This window comes from Rossellomorea sp. NPDC077527, from assembly GCF_044542955.1.
Taxonomy (GTDB): domain Bacteria; phylum Bacillota; class Bacilli; order Bacillales; family Bacillaceae_B; genus Rossellomorea; species Rossellomorea aquimaris_E.
Window position 1 is genome coordinate 415249 of record NZ_JBITVL010000005.1, and the last position, 21947, is coordinate 437195.

Sequence of the window (21947 nt, forward strand, 5' to 3'; positions counted from 1 at the left end):
CTTTTATGATTACATATACAACTGATAAGCGTGTATGATTCCGACCACCATTCCCACTACGATGATGCCAGGAAGTAAATTGGCGACTCTTATTTTTGCTACTCCGAGGAGATTGAGTCCAATAGCAAATATCATGATGCCACCCGTTGATGTCATTTCGACAATGTAGGCATCCATTAGTTCCTGTGGCACCCACTGATGAATTTGCGTAGCAAATAGGGCAATAAATCCCTGATAAAGAACGACGGGGATAGCCGAGAACATGACACCGATCCCCAGTGTCGTCGTTAAAATCAGAGAAGTGAATCCATCAATGATCGACTTCGTCAAAAGAACATCATGGTCTCCCCTGATACCACTGTCCAACGCACCGATCACGGCCATTGCCCCGATGACAAAAATCAATGTGGCCGTTACAAAACCTTGAGAAATGGATGTTTCTTTCTTGCTGCCAAGCTTCTTCTCCAACCAGTTCCCTAAAGCATTAAGCCTGTCCTCAAGCTTCATCCATTCTCCCCAGGCAGCTCCAAGTGCAAGACTGATGATGACAATGAGAAAGTTTTCACTTTTCAGCCCCATCTGTAAGCCAAGAACGATCACGGCAAGTCCAATCGCTTTCATGACGGTTCCCTTCATATCTTCGGGTATGCGGTGCAGGATCTTCCCTAATAGGGTTCCGATGATAATACACACTCCATTTACTAGCGTTCCTAAAAGTACCATGACGTTTCCCCTTATGATTATTTCCCGAAGAATAGTGTGTTCTATGTACGATATGGAAGAGGACTGGCTTTGACGGCATCGTATCTACCATCTAAGTCAGTCCATTCACATTACTCTTATTGCAGTAATTCCAATATTCGATCCAAGTCTTCCTTCGAGAAGAATTCCAATTCTATTTTTCCTTTTTTCTTCGATTGTTTAATCGTTACTGTCGTACCGAAGCGTTCACGAAGGAGAGATTCCTGTTCTTGTATAAAGACGTCTTTTCGTTCGGTCTTCTTTGTTTCACGTGGAACATTCTCATTCAATTCCTGAATGATTTTCTCTAATTGTCTAACGTTCAGCGATTCTTTCAATATTCGATTCACAATGGTTGATAGATTCTTTTTATTTTTCAATCCAAGAAGGGCACGTCCGTGTCCCATCGAGAGCTTACCTTCAGAAATAAGTTCCTGAATGGGGGAAGGCAGGGAAAGCAACCGGATATGGTTTGCAATATGAGGCCTGCTCTTTCCTAATCGCTTGGCCAACTCTTCCTGAGTAAGCTTCAATTTATCCATGAGCATTTGATAAGCCGCTCCCTCTTCGATCGGAGTCAAATCCTCTCGTTGGAGGTTCTCCAAGACGGCAAGTTCCATCATTTGTTGTTCGTTCAACTCACGGATCACGACTGGAACAGTGTCTAATTTAGCAGCAGTCGCTGCACGATACCGACGTTCACCAACCACGATTTCATATCCCTTGATGGATTTACGGACAATGATTGGTTGAAGGATCCCGTGTTCCAGGATTGATTCTTTTAACTCTTCGATTGCCTGAGGCTCAAAGATTTTCCGTGGCTGATAGGGATTCGGCCTTATTTCCTTCAGGCTCACTTCCTGGACGGATTCTTCATTTTGAGTTGTCTGCATATTAGTGAAGAGAGCATTGATACCCTTTCCTAAACCTTTAGCCATTCGCCACCACTTCCTTTGCCAGTTCTAAATAAACTTCTGCCCCCCTGGATTTCGCATCATAAATGATGATCGGTTCACCATGACTGGGTGCTTCACTTAAACGAACGTTACGTGGGATAATCGTGCGATACACTTTATCTTGAAAATACTTTTTAACCTCTTCAATGACCTGGATCCCAAGATTCGTTCTGGCATCCAGCATGGTTAGCAATACTCCATCGATCATGAGATCATGATTCAAGTGCTTCTGCACTAAACGAACCGTGCTTAACAACTGACTCAACCCCTCGAGCGCGTAATATTCGCACTGTACCGGTATGACAACGGCATCAGATGCGGTAAGCGCATTGATGGTAAGAAGTCCTAATGATGGGGGACAGTCGATAATAATATAATCGAATTCTTCTTTTACCTTCTCAAGCGCTTTCTTCAGACGTACTTCCCGGGATATGGTCGGAACCAATTCAATTTCCGCTCCAGCAAGTGAAATGGTTGCAGGGACAATCGATAAATTCTCAACTTTCGATTGCTTAATCGTGTCATTAACATCTACATCGTCCACTAACACATCATAAATACAATGCTGGACATCCCCTTTTTCAACGCCTACACCACTGGTGGCATTTCCTTGAGGATCGATATCTACAAGTAAAACCTTTTTCCCTATATAAGCTAAACAAGCCCCCAAATTAACGGATGTCGTGGTCTTACCCACTCCTCCCTTTTGATTTGTAACGGCTACAATTCTGCCCAAGGTTGTCACCTACCTTTTGACTTCCTATAATTGACTTTATTTTTTTCACAGTATTCTTCTATTCTACCAAAACCCCTTGATAATTGTCTGTCAATTTTTCAAAAAACACGGCCATATCCATAAATAGGAAAGATCTCGTCATTTCACACCAAAAAAGTGAGAAACCGATCCGATCTGTTTCTCACTTTTAGTCTATCAGTCTATTTTTTTTTCGGGATACGAATGGTAAATTGATAGAATTCCTCGTGCTCTTCTTCTTCAGAGTCGAGATTGATTCCGCTATCGGACACCATGGAAAGGGATTGCCGGATTGTATTCACTGCAATTCTCATATCCTTGCTGAATGCCTTGCGTTTAGGCTTCGGCTTTTGATTCGTACCTTCCTGCATCTTCACAACCCGGTCTTCCGTCTGCTTGACATTCAAGTTCTTTTCAATGATTTCTTGAAGGAGCTGGATTTGCTTTTCCGGATTCTTCAGAGGAATCAAAGCCCTGGCGTGACGTTCAGTGATTTGTTTATCTAATAAGGCTGATTGAATTTCTTCTGGAAGCTTTAGGAGACGAAGCTTGTTCGCCACGGTTGATTGTCCTTTTCCTAAGCGTTGAGCAAGGGCTTCTTGGGTAAGATCATGTAATTCCAACAGTTTCCCATACGCGATTGCCTCTTCTATAGGAGAGAGCTCTTCTCTTTGTAAGTTCTCTATTAATGCAACAGAAGCTGTTTCTGTATCATTCAGATTCTTTACAATTGCCGGTACGGTTTCCCAGCCAAGCTTTTGTACGGCTCTGTAACGTCGTTCTCCCGCAATGATTTCAAACTGGTCATCACCATATTGCCTCACCACGATCGGCTGGATAATACCATGCGTGTGAATGGTTCTTGATAACTCTTCTATTTTTTCATCATTAAACACAGTCCTTGGTTGGAATCGGTTCGGGGTGATTTGTGAGACGGGTATTTTCCTCACTTCATCTCGATCTTCTTCCACTACATTTGACTCTTCAGATTCAACATCTTGCTCCTTTTCACCTAGGCCAAAAAAACGAGAGAAAGGATGCTTCATCTTCCTACACCACCTTTAAGAAACTCCCTTAATTAATATTCTCTAAAATATGTCAATTTCCTGCCTCTGATAAGAGCCTTTTATACCAGGTACTTTAAAGGCAGGAAGTTGACCATTTATTCTAACGGTAATTTATTGGGTGTCCCAGGTTTTCTGGGATATTTGTTAGGCGTTTCTTTCACTTTGTTGATTTTCACGATATTCCGCTCGCTTTCCTCTTCGGGAAGAACGAAGGAATACATTTTATCCGTTTGTCCTCCAAGCGTTCCAATGGCTTTCTTCGCGTTCGACAGTTCTTCGTTCACATTGGAAGCTTTCATGGCGACAAAGGAACCCCCCTTTTTCACCAGTGGAAGGCATAATTCACTTAAGACGGACATTCTTGCTACGGCTCTTGCTGTAACCATATCATACTTTTCTCGATGAGCCTTATTTTTCCCAAATGTTTCGGCACGGTCATGATAAAAATTCGTGTTTTCAAGTCCCAACTCATCGGATAAGTGATTTAAAAATGTGATGCGCTTATTCAATGAATCAACAATCGAAATATGTAAGTGCGGGAAGCATATTTTAATCGGTATACTTGGAAAACCGGCACCCGCCCCTACATCACAAAGGGATTGAACTTCATTGAAATCGACGTAAAAGGCTGCACTGACCGAGTCGTAAAAATGCTTTAAATACACATCTTCCTTTTCGGTGATCGCCGTCAGATTCATCTTTTCATTCCACTCAACCAGCAATTCATAATAGCGTTCAAACTGATGTAACTGCTCAGAAGAAAGGGAAATTCCCTTCTCCTCGAGCTTTGATTGAAATTCATTTACGTTCATGAAATGATCCTTCCTTTACTTCTATTGATCACCGGATACCTTGGCGATTTTCCCCTGTTCAATGTAGACCATCAAGATGGATACGTCTGCAGGGTTCACACCTGAAATGCGGGATGCCTGCGCAAGAGAAAGAGGCTGCACCTCGATCAATTTCTGTCTTGCTTCAGAAGCTAAACCGCTGATTGCACTGTAATCAATGTTCTCAGGAATTCGTTTGTTTTCCATCTTCTTCATTTTATCGACTTGTTGAAGGGATTTTTCAATATAGCCCTCGTATTTCACCTGGATTTCCACTTGTTCCTCTACGTCGGGATCAAGCTCGAATTCACTTGGAACGAGTGCCTTGATATGACTGTAATTCATCTCAGGACGCTTCAGGAGATCAGCAGCCAGAATCCCGTCTTTCAACTCACTTCCACCTGCACTGCGGATGATTTCCTGCGTTTCCTCAGTCGGCTTGATGCGGGTGGCTTCAAGACGCTTCTTCTCGGTAGAAATCGCTTCTTTCTTCGCAGAGAATCGATCATACCTCTCATCAGAAATCAATCCAATTCGATGCCCGATATCTGTTAAGCGAAGATCGGCATTATCATGACGAAGTAACAAGCGGTATTCAGCACGTGAAGTCAGAAGACGATACGGTTCGTTCGTCCCTTTTGTGACCAGGTCATCGATCAGTACTCCGATATAAGCATCGGAACGGCTTAAGATGACCTCTTCTTTATCCAGGGCACGGCAAGCGGCATTGATTCCGGCCATCAAACCTTGACCAGCTGCTTCTTCATACCCAGATGTCCCGTTGATTTGTCCAGCTGTATAGAGGTTCTTGATTTTTTTCGTTTCAAGAGTCGGCCATAATTGTGTCGGTACGATTGAATCATACTCGATCGCATATCCGGCACGCATCATTTGTACTTTTTCAAGTCCCGGGATGGTCTGAAGGATTTTTTGCTGTACATCTTCTGGAAGACTTGTCGACAACCCTTGAACATATACTTCCTGAGTATTTTTCCCTTCAGGCTCCAGGAAAATCTGGTGACGCGGCTTGTCGTGGAAACGCACGACTTTATCTTCTATTGAAGGACAGTAACGCGGTCCCGTACCCTTGATCATACCTGAATACATAGGTGAACGATGAAGGTTATCATCGATTAATTGATGAGTGTGTTCGTTCGTATACGTCAGCCAGCAAGGGAGTTGATCCGTGATGTATTTTGTCGTTTCATAGCTGAATGCACGTGGAACATCATCACCAGGCTGGATTTCCGTTTTCGAATAATCGATCGTCGAACTATTGACACGTGGCGGTGTCCCTGTTTTAAAACGCACCGTATCGAATCCGAGCTCATGTAAGTGATCAGACAGTCTGATAGAAGGCTGTTGGTTATTCGGACCGCTTGAATATTTCAGATCTCCAAGAATGATTTCTCCACGAAGGAATGTACCCGTCGTGATGACGACTGTTTTGGCACGGTAGGCAGCTCCTGTCATCGTGACGACACCTTTACACTCATCATCCTCAACGATCAATTCCTCTACCATTCCCTGAAGCAAGGTCATGTTCGGTTCATTTTCGATCGTCCGTTTCATTTCATGCTGATAAAGGAACTTATCGGCCTGTGCCCTTAACGCCCGGACAGCTGGGCCTTTTCCTGTATTCAACATCCGCATTTGGATATGCGTTTTATCTATATTACGACCCATCTCTCCACCGAGAGCGTCGATTTCCCTTACAACGATTCCTTTCGCCGGTCCACCAACCGATGGGTTACACGGCATAAAGGCGACCATATCCAAGTTAATGGTGACCATTAACGTTTTAGCTCCCATGCGTGCCGAAGCAAGTCCCGCTTCTACACCGGCATGGCCAGCACCAATGACAATGACATCATATTGCCCTGCGTCATATTGCATGGTTTGTTATTTCCTCCTTGTAGGACCTAAAGTCCACATTATAATAGTATTTACTTCCCTAAACAAAATTGAGAAAACAGCTGATCAATCAAGCTTTCATGGACACTATCACCGATGATTTCACCTAATAGCTCCCATGTTCTCGTCAGATCAATCTGAGCAATATCAATCGGCGTTCCCATTTCCACACCGTCGATAGCTTCATTGATCGCGAGTGATGCTTGATTCAGCAGGGCGATATGACGACTATTGGATACATACGTCATATCCCCCCCTTCAATGGAACCTGCAAAGAACAAAGAAGAAATCGCTTCTTCCAGTTCATCAATTCCCTGTTCTTCCAGTAAAGCGGTCGTCACCAGCTGATGATTTTCAGAAAGTTTCCTGACTTTATCTATATCAATCTTTTGAGGCAGGTCAGTTTTGTTCACGATGACAATGACATCCATTCCCTTCACCGCTTCAAATAACTGCTCATCCTCAAAGGTTAATTCATCTGCATAATTCAGTACAAGCAGGATTAAATCCGCTTCCTTCAGTACTTGTCTCGAGCGTTCCACACCAATCCGTTCAACGATGTCTTCTGTTTCGCGGATCCCCGCCGTGTCAACCAGACGCAATGGAACACCCCTTACGTTGACGTATTCCTCGATCACATCACGCGTTGTGCCGGGAATATCCGTTACAATGGCTTTGTTTTCATGAACAAGACTGTTCAGAAGGGAGGACTTTCCTACATTCGGCCGGCCGATGATGACCGTCGATAGCCCTTCTCTTAAAATCTTCCCTTGTTCTGATGTAAGGATCAATTTGTCTATTTCATCCCGGACTCGTCTGGATTTCTCCAGAAGTACATGATGCGTCATTTCTTCCACATCATCATACTCCGGATAATCGATATTCACTTCCACATGGGCGAGTGTTTCAAGAATTTCCTGACGTAGCTTTCGGATCAAATTGGAAAGGCGTCCTTCCATTTGGTTGAGAGCTACATTCATGGCCCGATCCGTTTTCGCCCGAATGAGATCCATAACGGCCTCTGCCTGGGAGAGATCGATCCGGCCATTCAGGAATGCCCGCTTCGTAAATTCACCCGGTTCTGCAAGTCTTGCCCCGTTCTTCAATACAAGCTGCAAAACTTTATTCACCGACACGAGCCCTCCGTGACAGTTGATTTCGATAATGTCCTCACGGGTGAATGTCTTTGGCCCTTTCATGACAGACACCATCACTTCTTCCACCACTTGCCCGGTGTCAGGATCAATAATATGTCCATAATGAATTGTATGGGAAGCAAATTCCTTCATGGAGCTCCCTTTCATTCCCTTAAAGACTTTATCACCGATATCAAATGCCTGATCACCGCTCAAACGGACGATGGCGATCGCTCCCTCTCCCATTGGAGTGGATATGGCTGCAATTGTATCAAACTCCACTTTCGTTCACCTCTCTTATCGCTGATCTATTTATATAAATGTATAGTAGAAAGCAAAGTTTCCCCAAATTATTAGAATATCACAATCCGTATTAATACTAAAGAAAGGAAACCCTTTGTTCATCGCCAATGTTATCCACATAAATCATTTCTCATCTCTATTATTTTAACTTATCCACATGTGAATAACAATAAACGGGGATGAAAATAAGAATAGGCGGGTGGTGGTAAGGGTGGAGTGAATGAATTAGTTGGAAAGTAGCGTTTAGAGGGAAATAGTATGTTTGATGGTGTCTGCCAAATATTTGATTTATCTGCCGTTTTTTCATTTTTTCTGCCGGATTTTCGTTTTATCTGCCAAAATTTCAATATATCTTCCATTCCGCAAAATATGACAACTTTCGCCAACCACCACGCCAAACCAACAAAAAAAGACGATCCCCTTAAAAGGAATCGTCTATTATTATTTAGGTGCAATGACAATATATCGATTAGGTTCTCGGCCCTCTGAGTGGGTATCGACCCTTTTCGAATCCACTAAAGCCGTGTGAATCACTTTCCGCTCATAAGAAGGCATCGGTTCTAGTGAAACGGAACGATTTGTGCGCAGTGCCTTTTCTGCTAAACGTTCTGCAAGGGTTGTCAGCGTTTGCTTCCGTCTCTCCCGGTAGTTCTCCGCATCAAGCAGAATGGTGATGAACTGACCTGAGACCCGGTTGGCAACCAGCTGAGACAAATGTTGAAGGGCATTCAACGTTTGTCCCCTTTTCCCGATTAAGAGCGCCATTTTTTCTCCGGAAATATTGAACTCTACATCTCTTCCATCCTGCTTTACTTCAATGGTCGCATCTACGCCCATTTCACGAGCAACAGATAAAAGAAATTCTTTGGCTTCACTTACCGGATCAACCGCTTTCTTCACGTTTACGATTGCCGGTCTTCCACCGAACAATCCGAATAACCCTTTTTTACCTTGATCAATGACGTCAATTTCTGCATCTTCTTTGGTGATATTCAGTTGAGACAAGGCTGATTCAATGGCTTCTTCCACCGTTTGACCAGTCGCTTCTACTTCTCTCACTTTTTCTTTCCTCCCGAATTCCCACCAGCTTTAGCTGCTTGCGCTTCTTTGATCTCAGGTCCTTTAACGAAGTAAGTCTGAGCGATCATAAATAGATTTCCGACTACCCAGTAAAGGGATAGAGCTGCAGGGAAGTTAATCGCAAAAATGATGATCATGACCGGCATGATATAAAGCATCATCGCCATTTGTGGATTTTGATTCGCTGTACCTGCCATCATGAGTTTTTGTTGGATAAACGTTGTTAAACCTGCTACTAATGGTAAGATATAGAACGGATCGGGGTTGCCCAGATCGAACCATAAAAAGTTATGTGCTTTGATTTCCTGTGTTCTGACGATCGCATGGTAGAAACCAATTAAGATCGGCATTTGAACGATCAATGGGAAACATCCTGCTAACGGATTCACCCCGTGATTTTGGAATAAAGCCATCGTTTCTTGTTGAAGTTTTTGCTGAGTTTGTGCATCTTTTGAGCTATATTTTTCACGAAGCTTCTTCATTTCAGGCTGCAATGCCTGCATGGCTTTTGAATTTTTCGTTTGTTTAATCATCAATGGCAGAATGGCCGTACGAATAAGCAACGTAACAATTACAATCGCCAATCCATAGGATCCGCCCATAAATTCTGCAACCATCGTAATCAATTGTGATAAAGGATAGACAATATATTCATTCCAGATTCCGCTACTTTCAGATGTAATCGGCTTATTGTAATCCGTACATCCTGATAAAATAGCCATTAGCCCAATGATTCCCACCAGGGCTATTATTCTCTTTTTCACCCTACATTTCCTCCCAACTAATATCTTTCATGTAAATTAATAAACAAGCACCATCATCCCGTACTAAAAAAAGTACAATCCCTCGTATTGTAACATCTTTTCATTTGATTGTGATGACGAAACCTGTCATTCTCTCAAAATGTTATGACTTCTTCCTATCATATTTGCCATAAGAAGACCTTTTCAATACTTTTCCTCTTTTTAATACATGGGTGAGACTCCCCTTCACCTCATGGAAATTCATTTCGGCCGCCGGTTTTCTGGCGATGATAAGATAATCGTACTGATCGTGAACCTCTTCTTGTAATTCTAAGAAAGCCTGCCTCACATAGCGCTTGATTTGATTCCGGCAAACGGCATTCCCGATCTTCTTACTGACGGAAATTCCGATTCGAAATGGCTGGGGCTCTTCCTTCTTTAATAGATACAAGACGAATTGACGATTCGCAACGGACGTTCCCTTTTTAAATATTTCCTGGAACTCTTTGTTTTTCTTCACTCTTTGCTCTTTCCGCATGGACCACACCTATTTTTCATTTTTGTCTTCGTCTAACCTCGACATTATCGGCTCATTCGTTTGAAATTATAAGTATTTTCTCTTCTAATCCGACATATGGACGACCCTGATCATTTTATCACGTAATAGAAAGGAAAAAAAAGACCACTGAGTCAGTTCAGTGGTCTAGGCAGATAATACTTTTCTTCCTTTGCTGCGACGGCGAGCTAAAACATTGCGTCCGTTTTTAGAGCTCATGCGTGCACGGAAACCGTGATTCTTTTTTCTTTTGCGGTTATTTGGTTGAAACGTTCTTTTCATCTATGACACCTCCCTGAAGGATATCTTTAAAAAGTTAAAGACATTCCTCACTATTATAAAGACGGTACCCATAAAAAGTCAACACTCAGATTATTTTTCTTTTTAAGTGTTGCTTAATCCCTCTTTTATCATTTGCTAAGAGCCAGTGGTGGTTGATTTCCGCTGCAGGTGCTCGCTTTCCGCGGGGCTGGCGGTGAGCCTCCTTTTGCCATCAAGCTGTCGAGCTATTTTTTTAACTCATCTAATAATATGTCGATTACGTTCTTTATTGAATAGAAAAATAAATCTTTCCTTTATCTTTTTTAAACCCCTTCAACGTAAAAATCTACCTTTTCAACCATTTAACTTTTTTGTTTGAAAGATTCCCTCAGATCGAGAGGTTCCTCCGAGAACATCTTAATTTAGAAATCATCATTTCCCCTCTACAAATCCTATCCGATTTTTTTATTCAGCCTGCCTGTGGATAGGATTCGACACTGTTTTAAATTATCCACAGCACATACTGACAACTTTTTCACAAGTTATTGGGTTGTGGACAATTCGATTCCACAAGGGATGGGGGTTGTGGATAAAATTTAAAAAGCATTGCACCGCTAAGGATATTTTGATATGATTATTGTGTTTTCACTCTTGATAACTAGGTTTACGTAAATAACTTATCCACAAAATGTGGATATCATGTGGGTAACTTATACAGAGGGTTTGTAAAACATTGTCCACAAGTGGTGGATATTGTCGAAAACCCATTTTCTTTCCTTATTATATATATTTTCCACATTCACTGCATTGTATTTTTATAAAATGACGAGTGTTAAAGTAATGTACAGTATGAAATGGTTGTACAGAAGTTATACAAAAACAAGAAAAGGAGGGACCAGGATTGGAGAATATCGGGGATCTTTGGAGCAAGGCCTTAGAAAATATCGAAAAAAAAATCAGTAAACCCAGTTTTGATACTTGGTTAAAATCCACTAAGGCCCATTCCATTCAAGGGGACACCCTTGTGATTACTGCTCCAAATGAATTTGCGAGAGATTGGTTGGAAGGTCGCTACTCCCAGTTAATTTCCGGGGTTTTATATGATATTACGGGTGAAGAGCTAGTCGTTAAATTTATCATTCCCCAAAACCAGGAGCCGGAAGAGTTTGATATTCAAATTCCTCCAAAGTCGATGAAAGATGACGATCAGCAGGATCTCAATCAAAATATGTTGAACGCTAAATATACTTTCGACACGTTTGTTATCGGTTCGGGCAACCGGTTCGCCCATGCTGCTTCTTTAGCAGTGGCTGAAGCACCTGCTAAAGCGTATAACCCCTTATTTATTTATGGGGGAGTCGGACTCGGAAAAACCCACTTAATGCATGCCATCGGTCATTATGTATTGGAGCATAATCCCGCTGCGAAAGTGGTTTACTTATCGTCTGAAAAATTCACAAATGAATTCATCAACTCCATTCGTGACAATAAAGCGGTTGATTTCCGTAATAAATATCGTAATGTCGATGTTTTATTAATTGATGACATTCAATTTTTAGCTGGAAAAGAACAAACGCAAGAGGAATTTTTCCATACTTTTAATACCTTACATGAAGAAAGCAAACAAATTGTCATTTCCAGTGATCGGCCACCAAAAGAGATTCCGACACTTGAAGATAGACTTCGTTCACGGTTTGAGTGGGGATTGATTACAGATATCACACCTCCGGACCTCGAGACGAGAATTGCCATTTTACGAAAAAAAGCAAAGGCTGAAGGGCTGGATATCCCTAACGAAGCCATGCTTTATATAGCTAATCAAATCGATTCCAATATTCGTGAGTTAGAGGGCGCGTTGATTCGTGTCGTCGCTTACTCATCTCTCATAAATAAAGACATCAATGCTGATTTAGCGGCTGAGGCGTTGAAGGATATCATTCCGAGCTCGAAGCCAAGGACTATTACCATCCAGGAAATCCAGCGTGTCGTTGGTGAGCACTTCAATGTGAAGCTAGAGGACTTTAAAGCAAAAAAACGAACAAAATCGATTGCGTTCCCAAGACAGATCGCTATGTACTTATCAAGGGAAATGACGGATTCTTCACTCCCTAAGATCGGGGAAGAATTTGGCGGACGAGATCACACCACCGTCATTCATGCCCATGAGAAAATTAGTACATTACTTGGAAATGATGCACTTCTTCAGCAGCAGTTGAAAGAAATTCGTGAGTCTTTAAAGGGCTGATTTTACACACAATCAAATTGGATAATGTGAATAACCGAGTCATACTAGCACACAGTCTGTCCACATGTGGATAGGCTGTGTTTACGTTCGATTCACACACTTATCCACATATCAACAGGCCCTACTACTTCTTTTACTATTTTTTAAATAAATTATTAGTATATGATTCAGTCCATAAAATTATGTGCAAATTGGAGGAATAAATCATGAAATTTGTTATTCAAAGGGACCATCTTGTGCAAAGTGTCCAAGATGTCATGAAAGCTGTAACATCCAGAACAACGATTCCCATTCTGACAGGGATCAAGATCATCGCTACAGAGGATGGTGTCACATTAACGGGAAGTGACTCTGATATTTCCATCGAGTCTTTTATACCGAATGAAGAAGAAGGTTCAGAAATCGTTGAGATCATGGAAGCAGGGGGAATTGTTCTCCAAGCTAAGTTCTTTAGTGAAATCGTAAAAAAATTACCTAAAGATACGGTTGAAATCGAAGTTCAAAATCACTTCCAGACTGTTATCCGTTCTGGACAGGCTGAATTTAATTTAAACGGTTTGGATCCGGAAGAATACCCACATCTGCCTCAAATCGAAGAAGGAAACGGCATTAAGGTTTCAACAGATCTTCTAAAGACGATGATCAGACAAACGGTATTCGCAGTGTCCACCTCAGAAACACGCCCCATCTTGACAGGTGTAAACTGTCAGATTGATAACGGGGAGTTGAGCTGTATTGCAACAGATAGTCACAGGCTGGCCATGAGAAAAGCCCCGATTGAGACAAATCACGATGCTTCTTACAATATTGTGATTCCAGGGAAGAGCTTAAACGAGTTGAATAAAATCCTGGACGATACGGATGAGCCAGTAGAAATCGTCATTACAGAAAACCAGGTCCTATTCAAAGCGAAGCATCTGTTATTCTTCTCCAGATTGTTAGAAGGGAACTATCCTGATACCAGTCGGTTGATCCCATCTGATACGAAAACAGAATTGACCTTGAATACGAAAGAATTTTTACAAGCGATCGATCGTGCATCCCTCCTTGCAAGAGAAGGACGAAACAACGTCGTGAAGCTTTCGACACTTGATGGCGGGATCATTGAGATCTCCTCAAATACACCGGAAATCGGTAAGGTCATCGAGCAGGTTCAAAGTCAATCCATCGAGGGAGAAGAACTGAAGATTTCCTTTAGCGCGAAGTATATGATGGACGCATTGAAAGCCATTGAAGGAACGGAAATCTATGTGAACTTCACTGGAGCCATGAGACCATTCGTATTGAAGCCTCTTCACGATGATTCCATTCTTCAGTTGATCCTTCCGGTAAGGACGTACTAGGAATCCCAAAAGCCAACACCTTAAAAAAAGTTAAGGTGTTGGCTTTTTTTATTTTGGCAACCAACCATTTTCGGTGCAGATATTCTACTTCCAGAAGGAGAAGGTGGGCAGATGAAACTCCTCGGAAAGCGACCATCTGCAGCGGAAATCAACTACGACTATTTTCTCCATTTTTCGTTAGTTGTGACTTGACTCTATTTAGAGTAAAATAAGATATTAGAGACTTTATACGGAAAGTAGTGATTTTAGTGGCGAAAGAGATCACCATCGAAACAGAAATCATCACATTGGGACAATTCCTCAAGCTTGCTGAAGTGATACAGTCCGGCGGTATGGCGAAATGGTTCTTAAGTGAATATGAAGTATACATAAACGGGGAGCAAGACCAAAGAAGAGGAAGAAAACTCACGATTGGTGACAAAGTTGAAATTCCTGAAGTAGGGGTCTTTGTTGTTGCCGGAGAATAACAAAGGGTGTTATGTCCATGTACATTGAACAATTGGAATTAAGAAACTACCGGAATTACGAGTCGATCGACGTGACTTTCGAAAATAAGGTAAATGTGATCCTTGGAGAGAATGCCCAGGGAAAGACGAATATCATGGAGTCGATTTACGTCCTGGCAATGGCTAAATCCCATCGGACCTCGAATGATAAAGATTTAATATGTTGGGATCAGGAATATGCTAAAATAAAAGGTAGGATTCAAAAATATAATGGTGCGTTGCCTTTGGAGCTGGTCCTATCGAAAAAAGGAAAAAAAGCAAAAAGCAATCACCTTGAACAATCTAAATTGAGTCAATATGTCGGGAATATGAATGTTGTTATGTTTGCACCTGAAGATCTCCATTTGGTAAAAGGGAGCCCACAAGTGAGGCGTCGGTTTATCGATATGGAAATCGGTCAGGTTTCTCCTGTTTATTTACATGATATAAGCCTTTATCAAAAAATATTACAGCAACGAAACCATTATTTAAAACAGTTGCAAACGAGGAAACAAAAAGACCAGACCATGCTTGATGTCTTGACGGAGCAGTTCATCGAAATGGCAGTGAAAATTACGAAGAAACGATTTGAATTCGTCCAGCTGCTGGAAAGCTGGGCTAAACCGATTCATTCAGGGATTTCGAGAAACCTTGAAACGTTGGAAATCGTATATAAACCGTCATTGGATGTATCAGATAATCAAGAATGGTCAAAAATGGTAGATATATATGAGCAGAAATTCAAGGATATACGGGAGCGGGAAATAGATCGCGGTGTGACTCTGGTCGGACCGCATCGGGATGATCTTCAATTCATTGTGAATGGGCGAGATGTACAAACATTTGGTTCCCAAGGGCAGCAACGGACAACAGCCCTCTCTGTAAAGCTTGCAGAAATCGAGCTGATTCACTCTGAAATTAAAGAATATCCCATCTTACTTCTGGATGATGTCTTATCCGAATTAGATGATTATCGTCAGTCCCACTTATTAAATACCATCCAGGGAAAAGTTCAAACCTTCGTGACCACGACGAATGTGGATGGTATCGATCATCAAACCTTAAACGAGGCGACGACGTTCGAAGTGGAAGCCGGATCAATGAAAAGATTGAAATGAGGTGTTACCTTGTACATACATGTTGGAGAAGATGTCATGGTACGGACAGATGAAATCATCGCCATTATTGATCGAGACACCGTTCAATTTTCAGAGGAAATTCAACATTTTCTAAAAACGAAAGATAAAAACCTTTGCAATCTCGCAAAGGGTTCATATAAATCTCTTGTTATTACAACAAATCAGTTGTATCTCTCACCACTGGCATCCAGTACGCTGAAGAAGCGATCAAAGAAATACTCAAACTTTGAGAATTTATTATAGAAATATAAAGCCCTGAAGGTTAGAAAGTGTAGGTGAATCAGTATGACTATGGAACAAAAACAAGCGCAAGGCGGATCCTATGATGAAAATCAGATTCAGGTTCTGGAAGGATTAGAGGCCGTTCGGAAAAGACCAGGTATGTATATTGGATCAACAAGCGGAAGAGGTCTACATCACTTGGTATGGGAAATCGTTGATAACAGTATCGATGAAGCATTAGCAGGTCACTGTAATGAAATCGAAGTCATCATCGAAGAAGATAACAGCATTACCGTTACTGATAATGGACGTGGTATTCCAGTCGGTATCCATGAAAAAATGGGGCGCCCAGCCGTTGAGGTCATCATGACGGTCCTTCACGCAGGCGGTAAGTTCGGCGGCGGAGGATACAAGGTATCCGGAGGTCTGCACGGAGTAGGGGCATCGGTTGTAAATGCTCTATCCACGGAGCTTGAAGTGCATGTTCATCGTGATGGAAAGATTTATTATCAAAAGTTCGAAAAAGGTGTTCCGAGCTTCGACCTTAAAGTGATCAGAGAAACGGATAAGAGAGGAACGATCATTCATTTCACTCCTGATCCTGAAATCTTCACTGAAACGACGGAATACGACTATGATACATTGGCAAATCGTATCCGCGAATTGGCTTTCTTAAACAGAGGAATCCAGATCAGTATTGAAGATAAGCGCGGCGAAGGAAAACGAAAGGACTACCACTACGAAGGTGGAATTAAGTCTTATGTAGAACATCTGAACCGTTCGAAGGAAGTCATCCATGAAGAGCCGATTTACATCGAAGGTGAGAAAGATGATATCACAGTCGAAATCGCCCTTCAGTACAATGACGGTTTTGCCAGTAACCTTTATTCATTTGCCAATAACATTCACACTCATGAAGGTGGTACACATGAGTCCGGATTTAAAACGGCTTTAACAAGGGTCATCAATGATTATGCCCGTAAAAATAATGTGTTCAGAGAAAGCGATGCGAATCTTTCGGGAGAAGATGTCCGTGAAGGATTGACAGCCATCATTTCAATCAAACACCCTGACCCTCAGTTCGAAGGTCAGACGAAAACAAAACTCGGAAACTCAGAAGCAAGGGCCATCACCGATTCTCTATTCTCGGAGCATTTGGAAACGTTCCTGCTTGAAAATCCGGTTGTCGCACGAAAAGTCGTAGAAAAAGGACTGATGGCTGCACGTGCCCGCCTGGCAGCGAAAAAGGCAAGGGAGCTTACCCGTCGTAAAAGTGCCCTTGAAATTTCAAGCTTACCAGGTAAACTCGCGGACTGTTCTTCTAAAGATCCAAGCATCAGTGAAATTTACGTGGTTGAGGGTGACTCAGCCGGTGGATCTGCCAAGCAAGGGCGTGATCGCCACTTCCAGGCCATCCTTCCTCTGCGCGGTAAAATCATTAACGTAGAAAAGGCACGACTTGATAAGATCCTTTCCAATAACGAGGTCCGGGCAATCATTACGGCACTCGGAACAGGGATCGGTGAAGATTTCGATCTGTCTAAGGCGAGATACCACAAGATTGTGATCATGACCGATGCCGACGTCGATGGTGCACATATCCGTACGCTGTTATTGACGTTCTTCTATCGCTATATGAGAAATATCATTGAGGCAGGCTATATTTATATCGCTCAACCACCGTTGTATAAGATCCAACAAGGTAAGAAAATCGAGTATGCATACAATGATAAGGAATTGGATCGAATCCTTGGGGAAATCTCCCCAACCCCTAAACCAGGAATCCAGCGTTACAAAGGTCTGGGAGAGATGAACCCTGAACAGCTTTGGGAAACAACCATGGATCCTGATTCAAGGACACTTCTCCAGGTAAGTCTTCAGGACGCGATCGAGGCCGATGAAACATTTGAAATCCTCATGGGGGACAAAGTTGAGCCGAGACGTAACTTCATCGAAGAAAACGCTGCGTACGTGAAGAATCTGGATATTTAACGAAATCTTTATTTGAAAATAGTACAGGATAGACGATTTGCTATCCTGTCTTTTACATAGCGGACAAGGTAAAGAATGAGAAAGGTATGAATCTTTCTTTAAAAGGAGGTCCCTTTTACTATGGCAGAAACACCAAGATCGAATGTTAAAGAGATTAATATAAGTAATGAAATGCGCTCGTCTTTCCTGGATTATGCGATGAGTGTCATCGTTTCACGTGCCCTGCCGGATGCACGTGACGGCCTTAAGCCAGTACACCGCCGTATTTTGTATGCGATGAATGACCTCGGGATGACGTCTGACAAAGCCTATAAGAAATCGGCACGTATCGTCGGTGAAGTAATCGGTAAGTACCACCCTCATGGTGACTCAGCTGTTTATGACACGATGGTCCGTATGGCACAGGATTTCAACTATCGCTATATGCTTGTGGACGGTCATGGAAACTTCGGTTCTGTCGATGGAGATGCGGCGGCTGCGATGCGTTATACAGAAGCGCGTATGTCCAAGATCTCTATGGAACTGATTCGTGATATCAATAAGGACACGATTGATTATAAAGATAACTATGATGGTACAGAGAGAGAGCCGGAAGTATTGCCTGCCCGTTTCCCGAACCTGTTGGTCAACGGTTCCTCCGGGATCGCTGTTGGGATGGCAACGAATATTCCTCCTCACAATCTTGGGGAAGTGATCGATGGGATCCTGGCATTAAGTAAAGACCCTGATATTACGATTCAAGAGTTGATGGAATTCATCTACGGCCCCGATTTCCCTACAGCCGGATTGATTGTAGGAAGAAGCGGGATCCGTCGCGCCTATGAAACAGGTAAAGGATCCATCACCATGCGCGCACGCGTGGAAATCGAAACGAAGAGCAATGGGAAAGAGACGATCATCGTCCATCAAATCCCTTATCAGGTGAATAAAGCGAGATTAATTGAAAAAATCGCCGATCTTGTCCGGGATAAGAAAATCGATGGCATCACAGATCTGCGTGATGAATCCGACCGTAACGGTATGCGAATTGTCATTGAAGTAAGAAAAGACGCCAATGCTAACGTATTACTTAATAATCTGTATAAACAAACAGCCCTGCAAACAAGCTTCGGAATCAATTTGCTGGCACTTGTTGACGGACAGCCTAAGGTATTGAATTTAAAAGAGTGTCTATATCACTACCTACAGCATCAACGAGTGGTCATTCGTCGCAGAACGGAATTCGAATTGAGGAAAGCAGAAGCAAGGGCTCATATCTTAGAAGGTCTGAGAATTGCCTTGGATCATATTGATGAAATCATCGCCCTTATTCGTGGATCTCAAACAACAGAACTTGCGAAACAAGGTTTGATGGAAAACTTCTCCCTTTCCGATAAACAAGCACAAGCTATCCTGGATATGCGTCTTCAACGCTTGACCGGTTTGGAACGTGAAAAGATCGAAGACGAGTACCAGGAACTGGTGAAGTTGATCTCAGAACTAAAAGCGATCCTTGCAGATGATGAAAAGGTCCTTGAAATCATCCGTGAAGAGCTGATCGAAATCAAAGAGCGCTTCAATGATGAAAGAAGATCAGAAATTGTAGCGGGTGGCATCGAGAACATCGAGGACGAAGATTTAATCCCAAGGGAAAATATCGTCGTATCTCTTACCCATAATGGCTACATTAAGCGTCTTCCGGTATCTACCTACCGCAGTCAAAAACGCGGAGGAAGAGGGATCCAGGGGATGGGTACCAATGATGAGGACTTCGTTGAACACTTATTGACGACTTCCACTCATGACACGATCCTCTTCTTTACGAATAAAGGAAAAGCGTATCGTGCAAAAGGATATGAAATTCCCGAGTTCAGCCGTACTGCAAAAGGTCTGCCTATCATCAACATGCTTGGTGTTGAAAAAGATGAGTGGATCAACGCCATGATCCGGGTCGAAGAATTTGTCGACGACTGGTACTTATTCTTTACGACGAAGCAAGGTATTTCCAAACGTACACCGGTATCGGACTTCGCCAATATCCGTACCAACGGGCTGATCGCCATCAACTTGCGTGAAAACGATGAACTGATTTCAGTCAAACTGACCGATGGCGAAAAGGATATCATTATCGGGACGAAAGATGGGATGCTGATCCGTTTCCCGGAAACGGATGTTCGTTCAATGGGAAGAACAGCTACCGGAGTAAAAGGAATCAACCTCAGCGATGACGACATTGTTGTGGGAATGGAAATCCTCGAAGACAAGAGTGATGTGCTTGTCGTCACGGTAAATGGTTACGGAAAACGTACACCAGCCAGTGAATATCGTATACAAACACGTGGTGGTAAAGGATTGAAAACATGTAATGTGACCGAGCGTAATGGAGAACTTGTCTCTGTTAAGGCCGTCACAGGCGAAGAAGACTTAATGATCATCACCGCCCATGGCGTCCTTATCCGTATGGACGTAAATGATATTTCGACGACGGGACGAAACACTCAGGGAGTCAAGCTGATCCGTCTTCAAGAAAGTGAATTTGTTTCAACCGTTGCCAAAGTAGAAAAAGAAGATGATGAAGAAACCGAAGCACCGGTGGAATCTGCTGAAGAGGTAGACCAGCAGGATCAATCTGCTGAAGAAGGCAATGAAAATACAGAAGAATAAATAATAGAGCAAGCTATTTTCAGAAATGGAACCTCCATTCTGGAAATAGCTTTTTTTGTTGGGGGAATATTTATTTTTTGAAAAAAACAACTATAAGGTGCCTAATTTGGTAAAATAAACTAATAGAATAAGGGAGATGTGAGGTGTTAGCAGTTGAAAGTCCATCGTGGAGATATACAATTAGGTTGCATAGTAGCTGAAGACATCATGGGAATGGCAGCAAGCCCTATCATTCCGAAAAGTACGGTGATTGAAGAAGAACACTTGAATATCCTTCAAGCATTCCATATTGACGAGTTATACATAGAGAAAACAAAAGCAGACGGGAATCCGTTCAGGTCCCTCTTATCCGCTGATAAATCCTCCGATCAGGAGGATAGTGACAGATATGAACCTTATGGCTTTGTAGATTTATATCTGACAACCGTAAAGGAATTCAAGAAAGAATTTATGAATTGGCAATCGGGTACGGCGGTCAATGTTGCGAGAGTAAGAGAATTCATCCTGCCTGTCATTCAAGTGGTGGAAGAGAATCACGCATATGTATACTCACTTCCTCAGTACTCAACCAAAAAAGACTATCTTTATCATCATGCCGTTTCAGTGAGTATCATCAGCGCGTTAATAGGAAAGAAGCTTGGATTGAACTCAGGACAGGTAAATCAACTGGCATTAGCAGGTGCACTATCAGACTGTGGGATGTCAAAGGTAAGCCCCCACATATTATTAAAAGAACAGCCTTTAACAGAAAGTGAGTTTAAAGAGGTAAAACTTCACACAGCAAATGGGTATAAGATGGTCAAAGATACCCCATTATTAAAAACGGAAACGAAGCTTGCCATCTTTCAGCATCATGAACGCTTTGACGGGACAGGATATCCTGCATCTGAAAAGAGCGATCGAATTCATCTATATTCACAGATTGTAGGCATTTCCGATGTGTTTCATGCTATGACATCCGAGCGAATGTATCGAACCCGTCAGCCGGTCTTCAAAGTACTTGATATGATCAGTAAAGACTTATTCGGCAAATTTGATATAAAGGTTGTGGAAGGCCTTCTTCAATTATTGGGAGACTTACGGACAGGAACCCCGGTAAAACTATCGACTGGAGAGACCGGGGAAGTGATGTATACCAAACCGAATGCATTTATTAGTCCGATCGTTAAGCTGAAGTCTGGTCAATTAATCGATTTATCTCAGCAAAAGAATATCTACATTTCAGAAGTAATGACATGATGAACATGGAAATATAAAAAAGTTGCAGGCTACTTTTTTATATTTCCTATTGCAAACCTGTTTAATAGTGTGTATACTATTATTTGTTGTCCGAAAGGCATTACATAATTATAGTGAAAATAACTTTTCTAAAATAATAAAAATACCTTGACGATATACGCAGGAAATGATATATTATAAAGGTCGCTTCAAACGAAGCGCTTACACATTGAACCTTGAAAACTGAACAAAACAAGACAATACGTCAACGTTAATTCTAGATTTATTTTTAAAGAGCTATTCAAACTTTTATCGGAGA

Annotated in this window: 19 protein-coding genes; 8 read left to right on the forward strand and 11 right to left on the reverse strand. The window is 42.2% G+C overall.

Annotated elements, in window-relative coordinates; translation table 11 throughout:
* Positions 1-9 precede the first annotated feature (9 nt).
* The 11 genes from ACIGG7_RS18980 to rpmH form a co-directional block, all read right to left on the reverse strand.
* Positions 10-723, reverse strand: a complete 714-nt coding sequence (locus ACIGG7_RS18980) for a DUF554 domain-containing protein (protein WP_224944428.1) — start codon at positions 721-723, stop codon at positions 10-12.
* Between the two features lie 116 nt (positions 724-839).
* Positions 840-1679 carry a ParB/RepB/Spo0J family partition protein gene (locus ACIGG7_RS18985; RefSeq protein WP_397550659.1) on the reverse strand — a complete coding sequence of 280 codons (840 nt, stop codon included), beginning with the start codon at positions 1677-1679 and terminating at the stop codon, positions 840-842.
* Positions 1672-2433, reverse strand: coding sequence for a ParA family protein (locus tag ACIGG7_RS18990; RefSeq protein WP_224944433.1), 762 nt, complete (start codon positions 2431-2433; stop codon positions 1672-1674). Before ACIGG7_RS18990 ends, ACIGG7_RS18985 begins: the two co-directional genes overlap by 8 nt.
* A gap of 200 nt (positions 2434-2633) precedes the next feature.
* Positions 2634-3497 carry a nucleoid occlusion protein gene (gene noc / locus ACIGG7_RS18995; RefSeq protein ID WP_224944435.1) on the reverse strand — a complete coding sequence of 288 codons (864 nt, stop codon included), beginning with the start codon at positions 3495-3497 and terminating at the stop codon, positions 2634-2636.
* 116 nt (positions 3498-3613) lie between these two features.
* The gene (rsmG, locus tag ACIGG7_RS19000) at positions 3614-4330 is read right to left on the reverse strand and encodes a 16S rRNA (guanine(527)-N(7))-methyltransferase RsmG (RefSeq protein ID WP_397550660.1); all 717 of its coding nucleotides are present in this window, start codon (positions 4328-4330) and stop codon (positions 3614-3616) included.
* Positions 4331-4351: 21 nt separating this feature from the next.
* Entirely contained in the window at positions 4352-6244 is a 1893-nt protein-coding gene (gene mnmG / locus ACIGG7_RS19005) for a tRNA uridine-5-carboxymethylaminomethyl(34) synthesis enzyme MnmG (RefSeq protein WP_224944439.1), read from the reverse strand.
* Between the two features lie 50 nt (positions 6245-6294).
* Positions 6295-7680, reverse strand: a complete 1386-nt coding sequence (gene mnmE / locus ACIGG7_RS19010) for a tRNA uridine-5-carboxymethylaminomethyl(34) synthesis GTPase MnmE (RefSeq protein WP_397550661.1) — start codon at positions 7678-7680, stop codon at positions 6295-6297.
* Between the two features lie 462 nt (positions 7681-8142).
* Positions 8143-8760 (reverse strand): RNA-binding cell elongation regulator Jag/EloR, encoded by a 618-nt coding sequence (gene jag, locus ACIGG7_RS19015; protein ID WP_224944443.1) that lies wholly within the window; start codon positions 8758-8760, stop codon positions 8143-8145.
* Positions 8757-9545 carry a YidC family membrane integrase SpoIIIJ gene (spoIIIJ, locus tag ACIGG7_RS19020; RefSeq protein ID WP_397550662.1) on the reverse strand — a complete coding sequence of 263 codons (789 nt, stop codon included), beginning with the start codon at positions 9543-9545 and terminating at the stop codon, positions 8757-8759. The genes jag and spoIIIJ overlap by 4 nt, the downstream gene beginning before the upstream one ends.
* Positions 9546-9687: 142 nt before the next feature.
* The gene (gene rnpA / locus ACIGG7_RS19025; protein ID WP_224944448.1) at positions 9688-10062 is read right to left on the reverse strand and encodes a ribonuclease P protein component; all 375 of its coding nucleotides are present in this window, start codon (positions 10060-10062) and stop codon (positions 9688-9690) included.
* A gap of 165 nt (positions 10063-10227) precedes the next feature.
* A complete protein-coding gene (gene rpmH, locus ACIGG7_RS19030; protein WP_034764748.1) occupies positions 10228-10362 on the reverse strand; it encodes a 50S ribosomal protein L34 in 135 nt (44 codons plus the stop codon).
* Between the two features lie 880 nt (positions 10363-11242).
* Here rpmH and dnaA point away from each other — a divergent pair.
* From dnaA to ACIGG7_RS19070, 8 genes are all read left to right on the forward strand, one after another.
* On the forward strand, positions 11243-12586 hold the full coding sequence (gene dnaA / locus ACIGG7_RS19035; protein ID WP_224944451.1) for a chromosomal replication initiator protein DnaA: 1344 nt from the start codon (positions 11243-11245) through the stop codon (positions 12584-12586).
* 206 nt (positions 12587-12792) lie between these two features.
* Positions 12793-13929, forward strand: a complete 1137-nt coding sequence (gene dnaN / locus ACIGG7_RS19040) for a DNA polymerase III subunit beta (RefSeq protein ID WP_224944454.1) — start codon at positions 12793-12795, stop codon at positions 13927-13929.
* A 248-nt stretch (positions 13930-14177) separates the two neighbouring features.
* Positions 14178-14396, forward strand: a complete 219-nt coding sequence (yaaA, locus tag ACIGG7_RS19045) for a S4 domain-containing protein YaaA (RefSeq protein ID WP_098351355.1) — start codon at positions 14178-14180, stop codon at positions 14394-14396.
* 17 nt (positions 14397-14413) lie between these two features.
* On the forward strand, positions 14414-15532 hold the full coding sequence (recF, locus tag ACIGG7_RS19050) for a DNA replication/repair protein RecF (RefSeq protein ID WP_397550663.1): 1119 nt from the start codon (positions 14414-14416) through the stop codon (positions 15530-15532).
* A gap of 9 nt (positions 15533-15541) precedes the next feature.
* Complete coding sequence (gene remB, locus ACIGG7_RS19055) at positions 15542-15796, forward strand: extracellular matrix regulator RemB (protein WP_224944473.1); 255 nt, start codon at positions 15542-15544, stop codon at positions 15794-15796.
* Positions 15797-15844: 48 nt separating this feature from the next.
* On the forward strand, positions 15845-17767 hold the full coding sequence (gene gyrB / locus ACIGG7_RS19060) for a DNA topoisomerase (ATP-hydrolyzing) subunit B (protein WP_397550673.1): 1923 nt from the start codon (positions 15845-15847) through the stop codon (positions 17765-17767).
* Between the two features lie 120 nt (positions 17768-17887).
* Positions 17888-20410 carry a DNA gyrase subunit A gene (gyrA, locus tag ACIGG7_RS19065; RefSeq protein WP_224944489.1) on the forward strand — a complete coding sequence of 841 codons (2523 nt, stop codon included), beginning with the start codon at positions 17888-17890 and terminating at the stop codon, positions 20408-20410.
* Positions 20411-20563: 153 nt separating this feature from the next.
* Positions 20564-21649 (forward strand): HD-GYP domain-containing protein, encoded by a 1086-nt coding sequence (locus tag ACIGG7_RS19070; protein WP_397550664.1) that lies wholly within the window; start codon positions 20564-20566, stop codon positions 21647-21649.
* Positions 21650-21947: the final 298 nt, after the last annotated feature.

Coding starts and splice junctions, on each gene's coding strand:
- noc (WP_224944435.1), bottom strand. CDS start 3,497: ATGAAGCATCCTTTCTCTCGTTTTTTTGGCCTAGGTGAAAAGGAGCAA.
- rsmG (WP_397550660.1), bottom strand. CDS start 4,330: ATGAACGTAAATGAATTTCAATCAAAGCTCGAGGAGAAGGGAATTTCC.
- recF (WP_397550663.1), top strand. CDS start 14,414: ATGTACATTGAACAATTGGAATTAAGAAACTACCGGAATTACGAGTCG.
- rnpA (WP_224944448.1), bottom strand. CDS start 10,062: ATGCGGAAAGAGCAAAGAGTGAAGAAAAACAAAGAGTTCCAGGAAATA.
- rpmH (WP_034764748.1), bottom strand. CDS start 10,362: ATGAAAAGAACGTTTCAACCAAATAACCGCAAAAGAAAAAAGAATCAC.
- ACIGG7_RS18980 (WP_224944428.1), bottom strand. CDS start 723: ATGGTACTTTTAGGAACGCTAGTAAATGGAGTGTGTATTATCATCGGA.
- ACIGG7_RS18985 (WP_397550659.1), bottom strand. CDS start 1,679: ATGGCTAAAGGTTTAGGAAAGGGTATCAATGCTCTCTTCACTAATATG.
- gyrA (WP_224944489.1), top strand. CDS start 17,888: ATGGCAGAAACACCAAGATCGAATGTTAAAGAGATTAATATAAGTAAT.
- gyrB (WP_397550673.1), top strand. CDS start 15,845: ATGGAACAAAAACAAGCGCAAGGCGGATCCTATGATGAAAATCAGATT.
- mnmG (WP_224944439.1), bottom strand. CDS start 6,244: ATGCAATATGACGCAGGGCAATATGATGTCATTGTCATTGGTGCTGGC.
- dnaN (WP_224944454.1), top strand. CDS start 12,793: ATGAAATTTGTTATTCAAAGGGACCATCTTGTGCAAAGTGTCCAAGAT.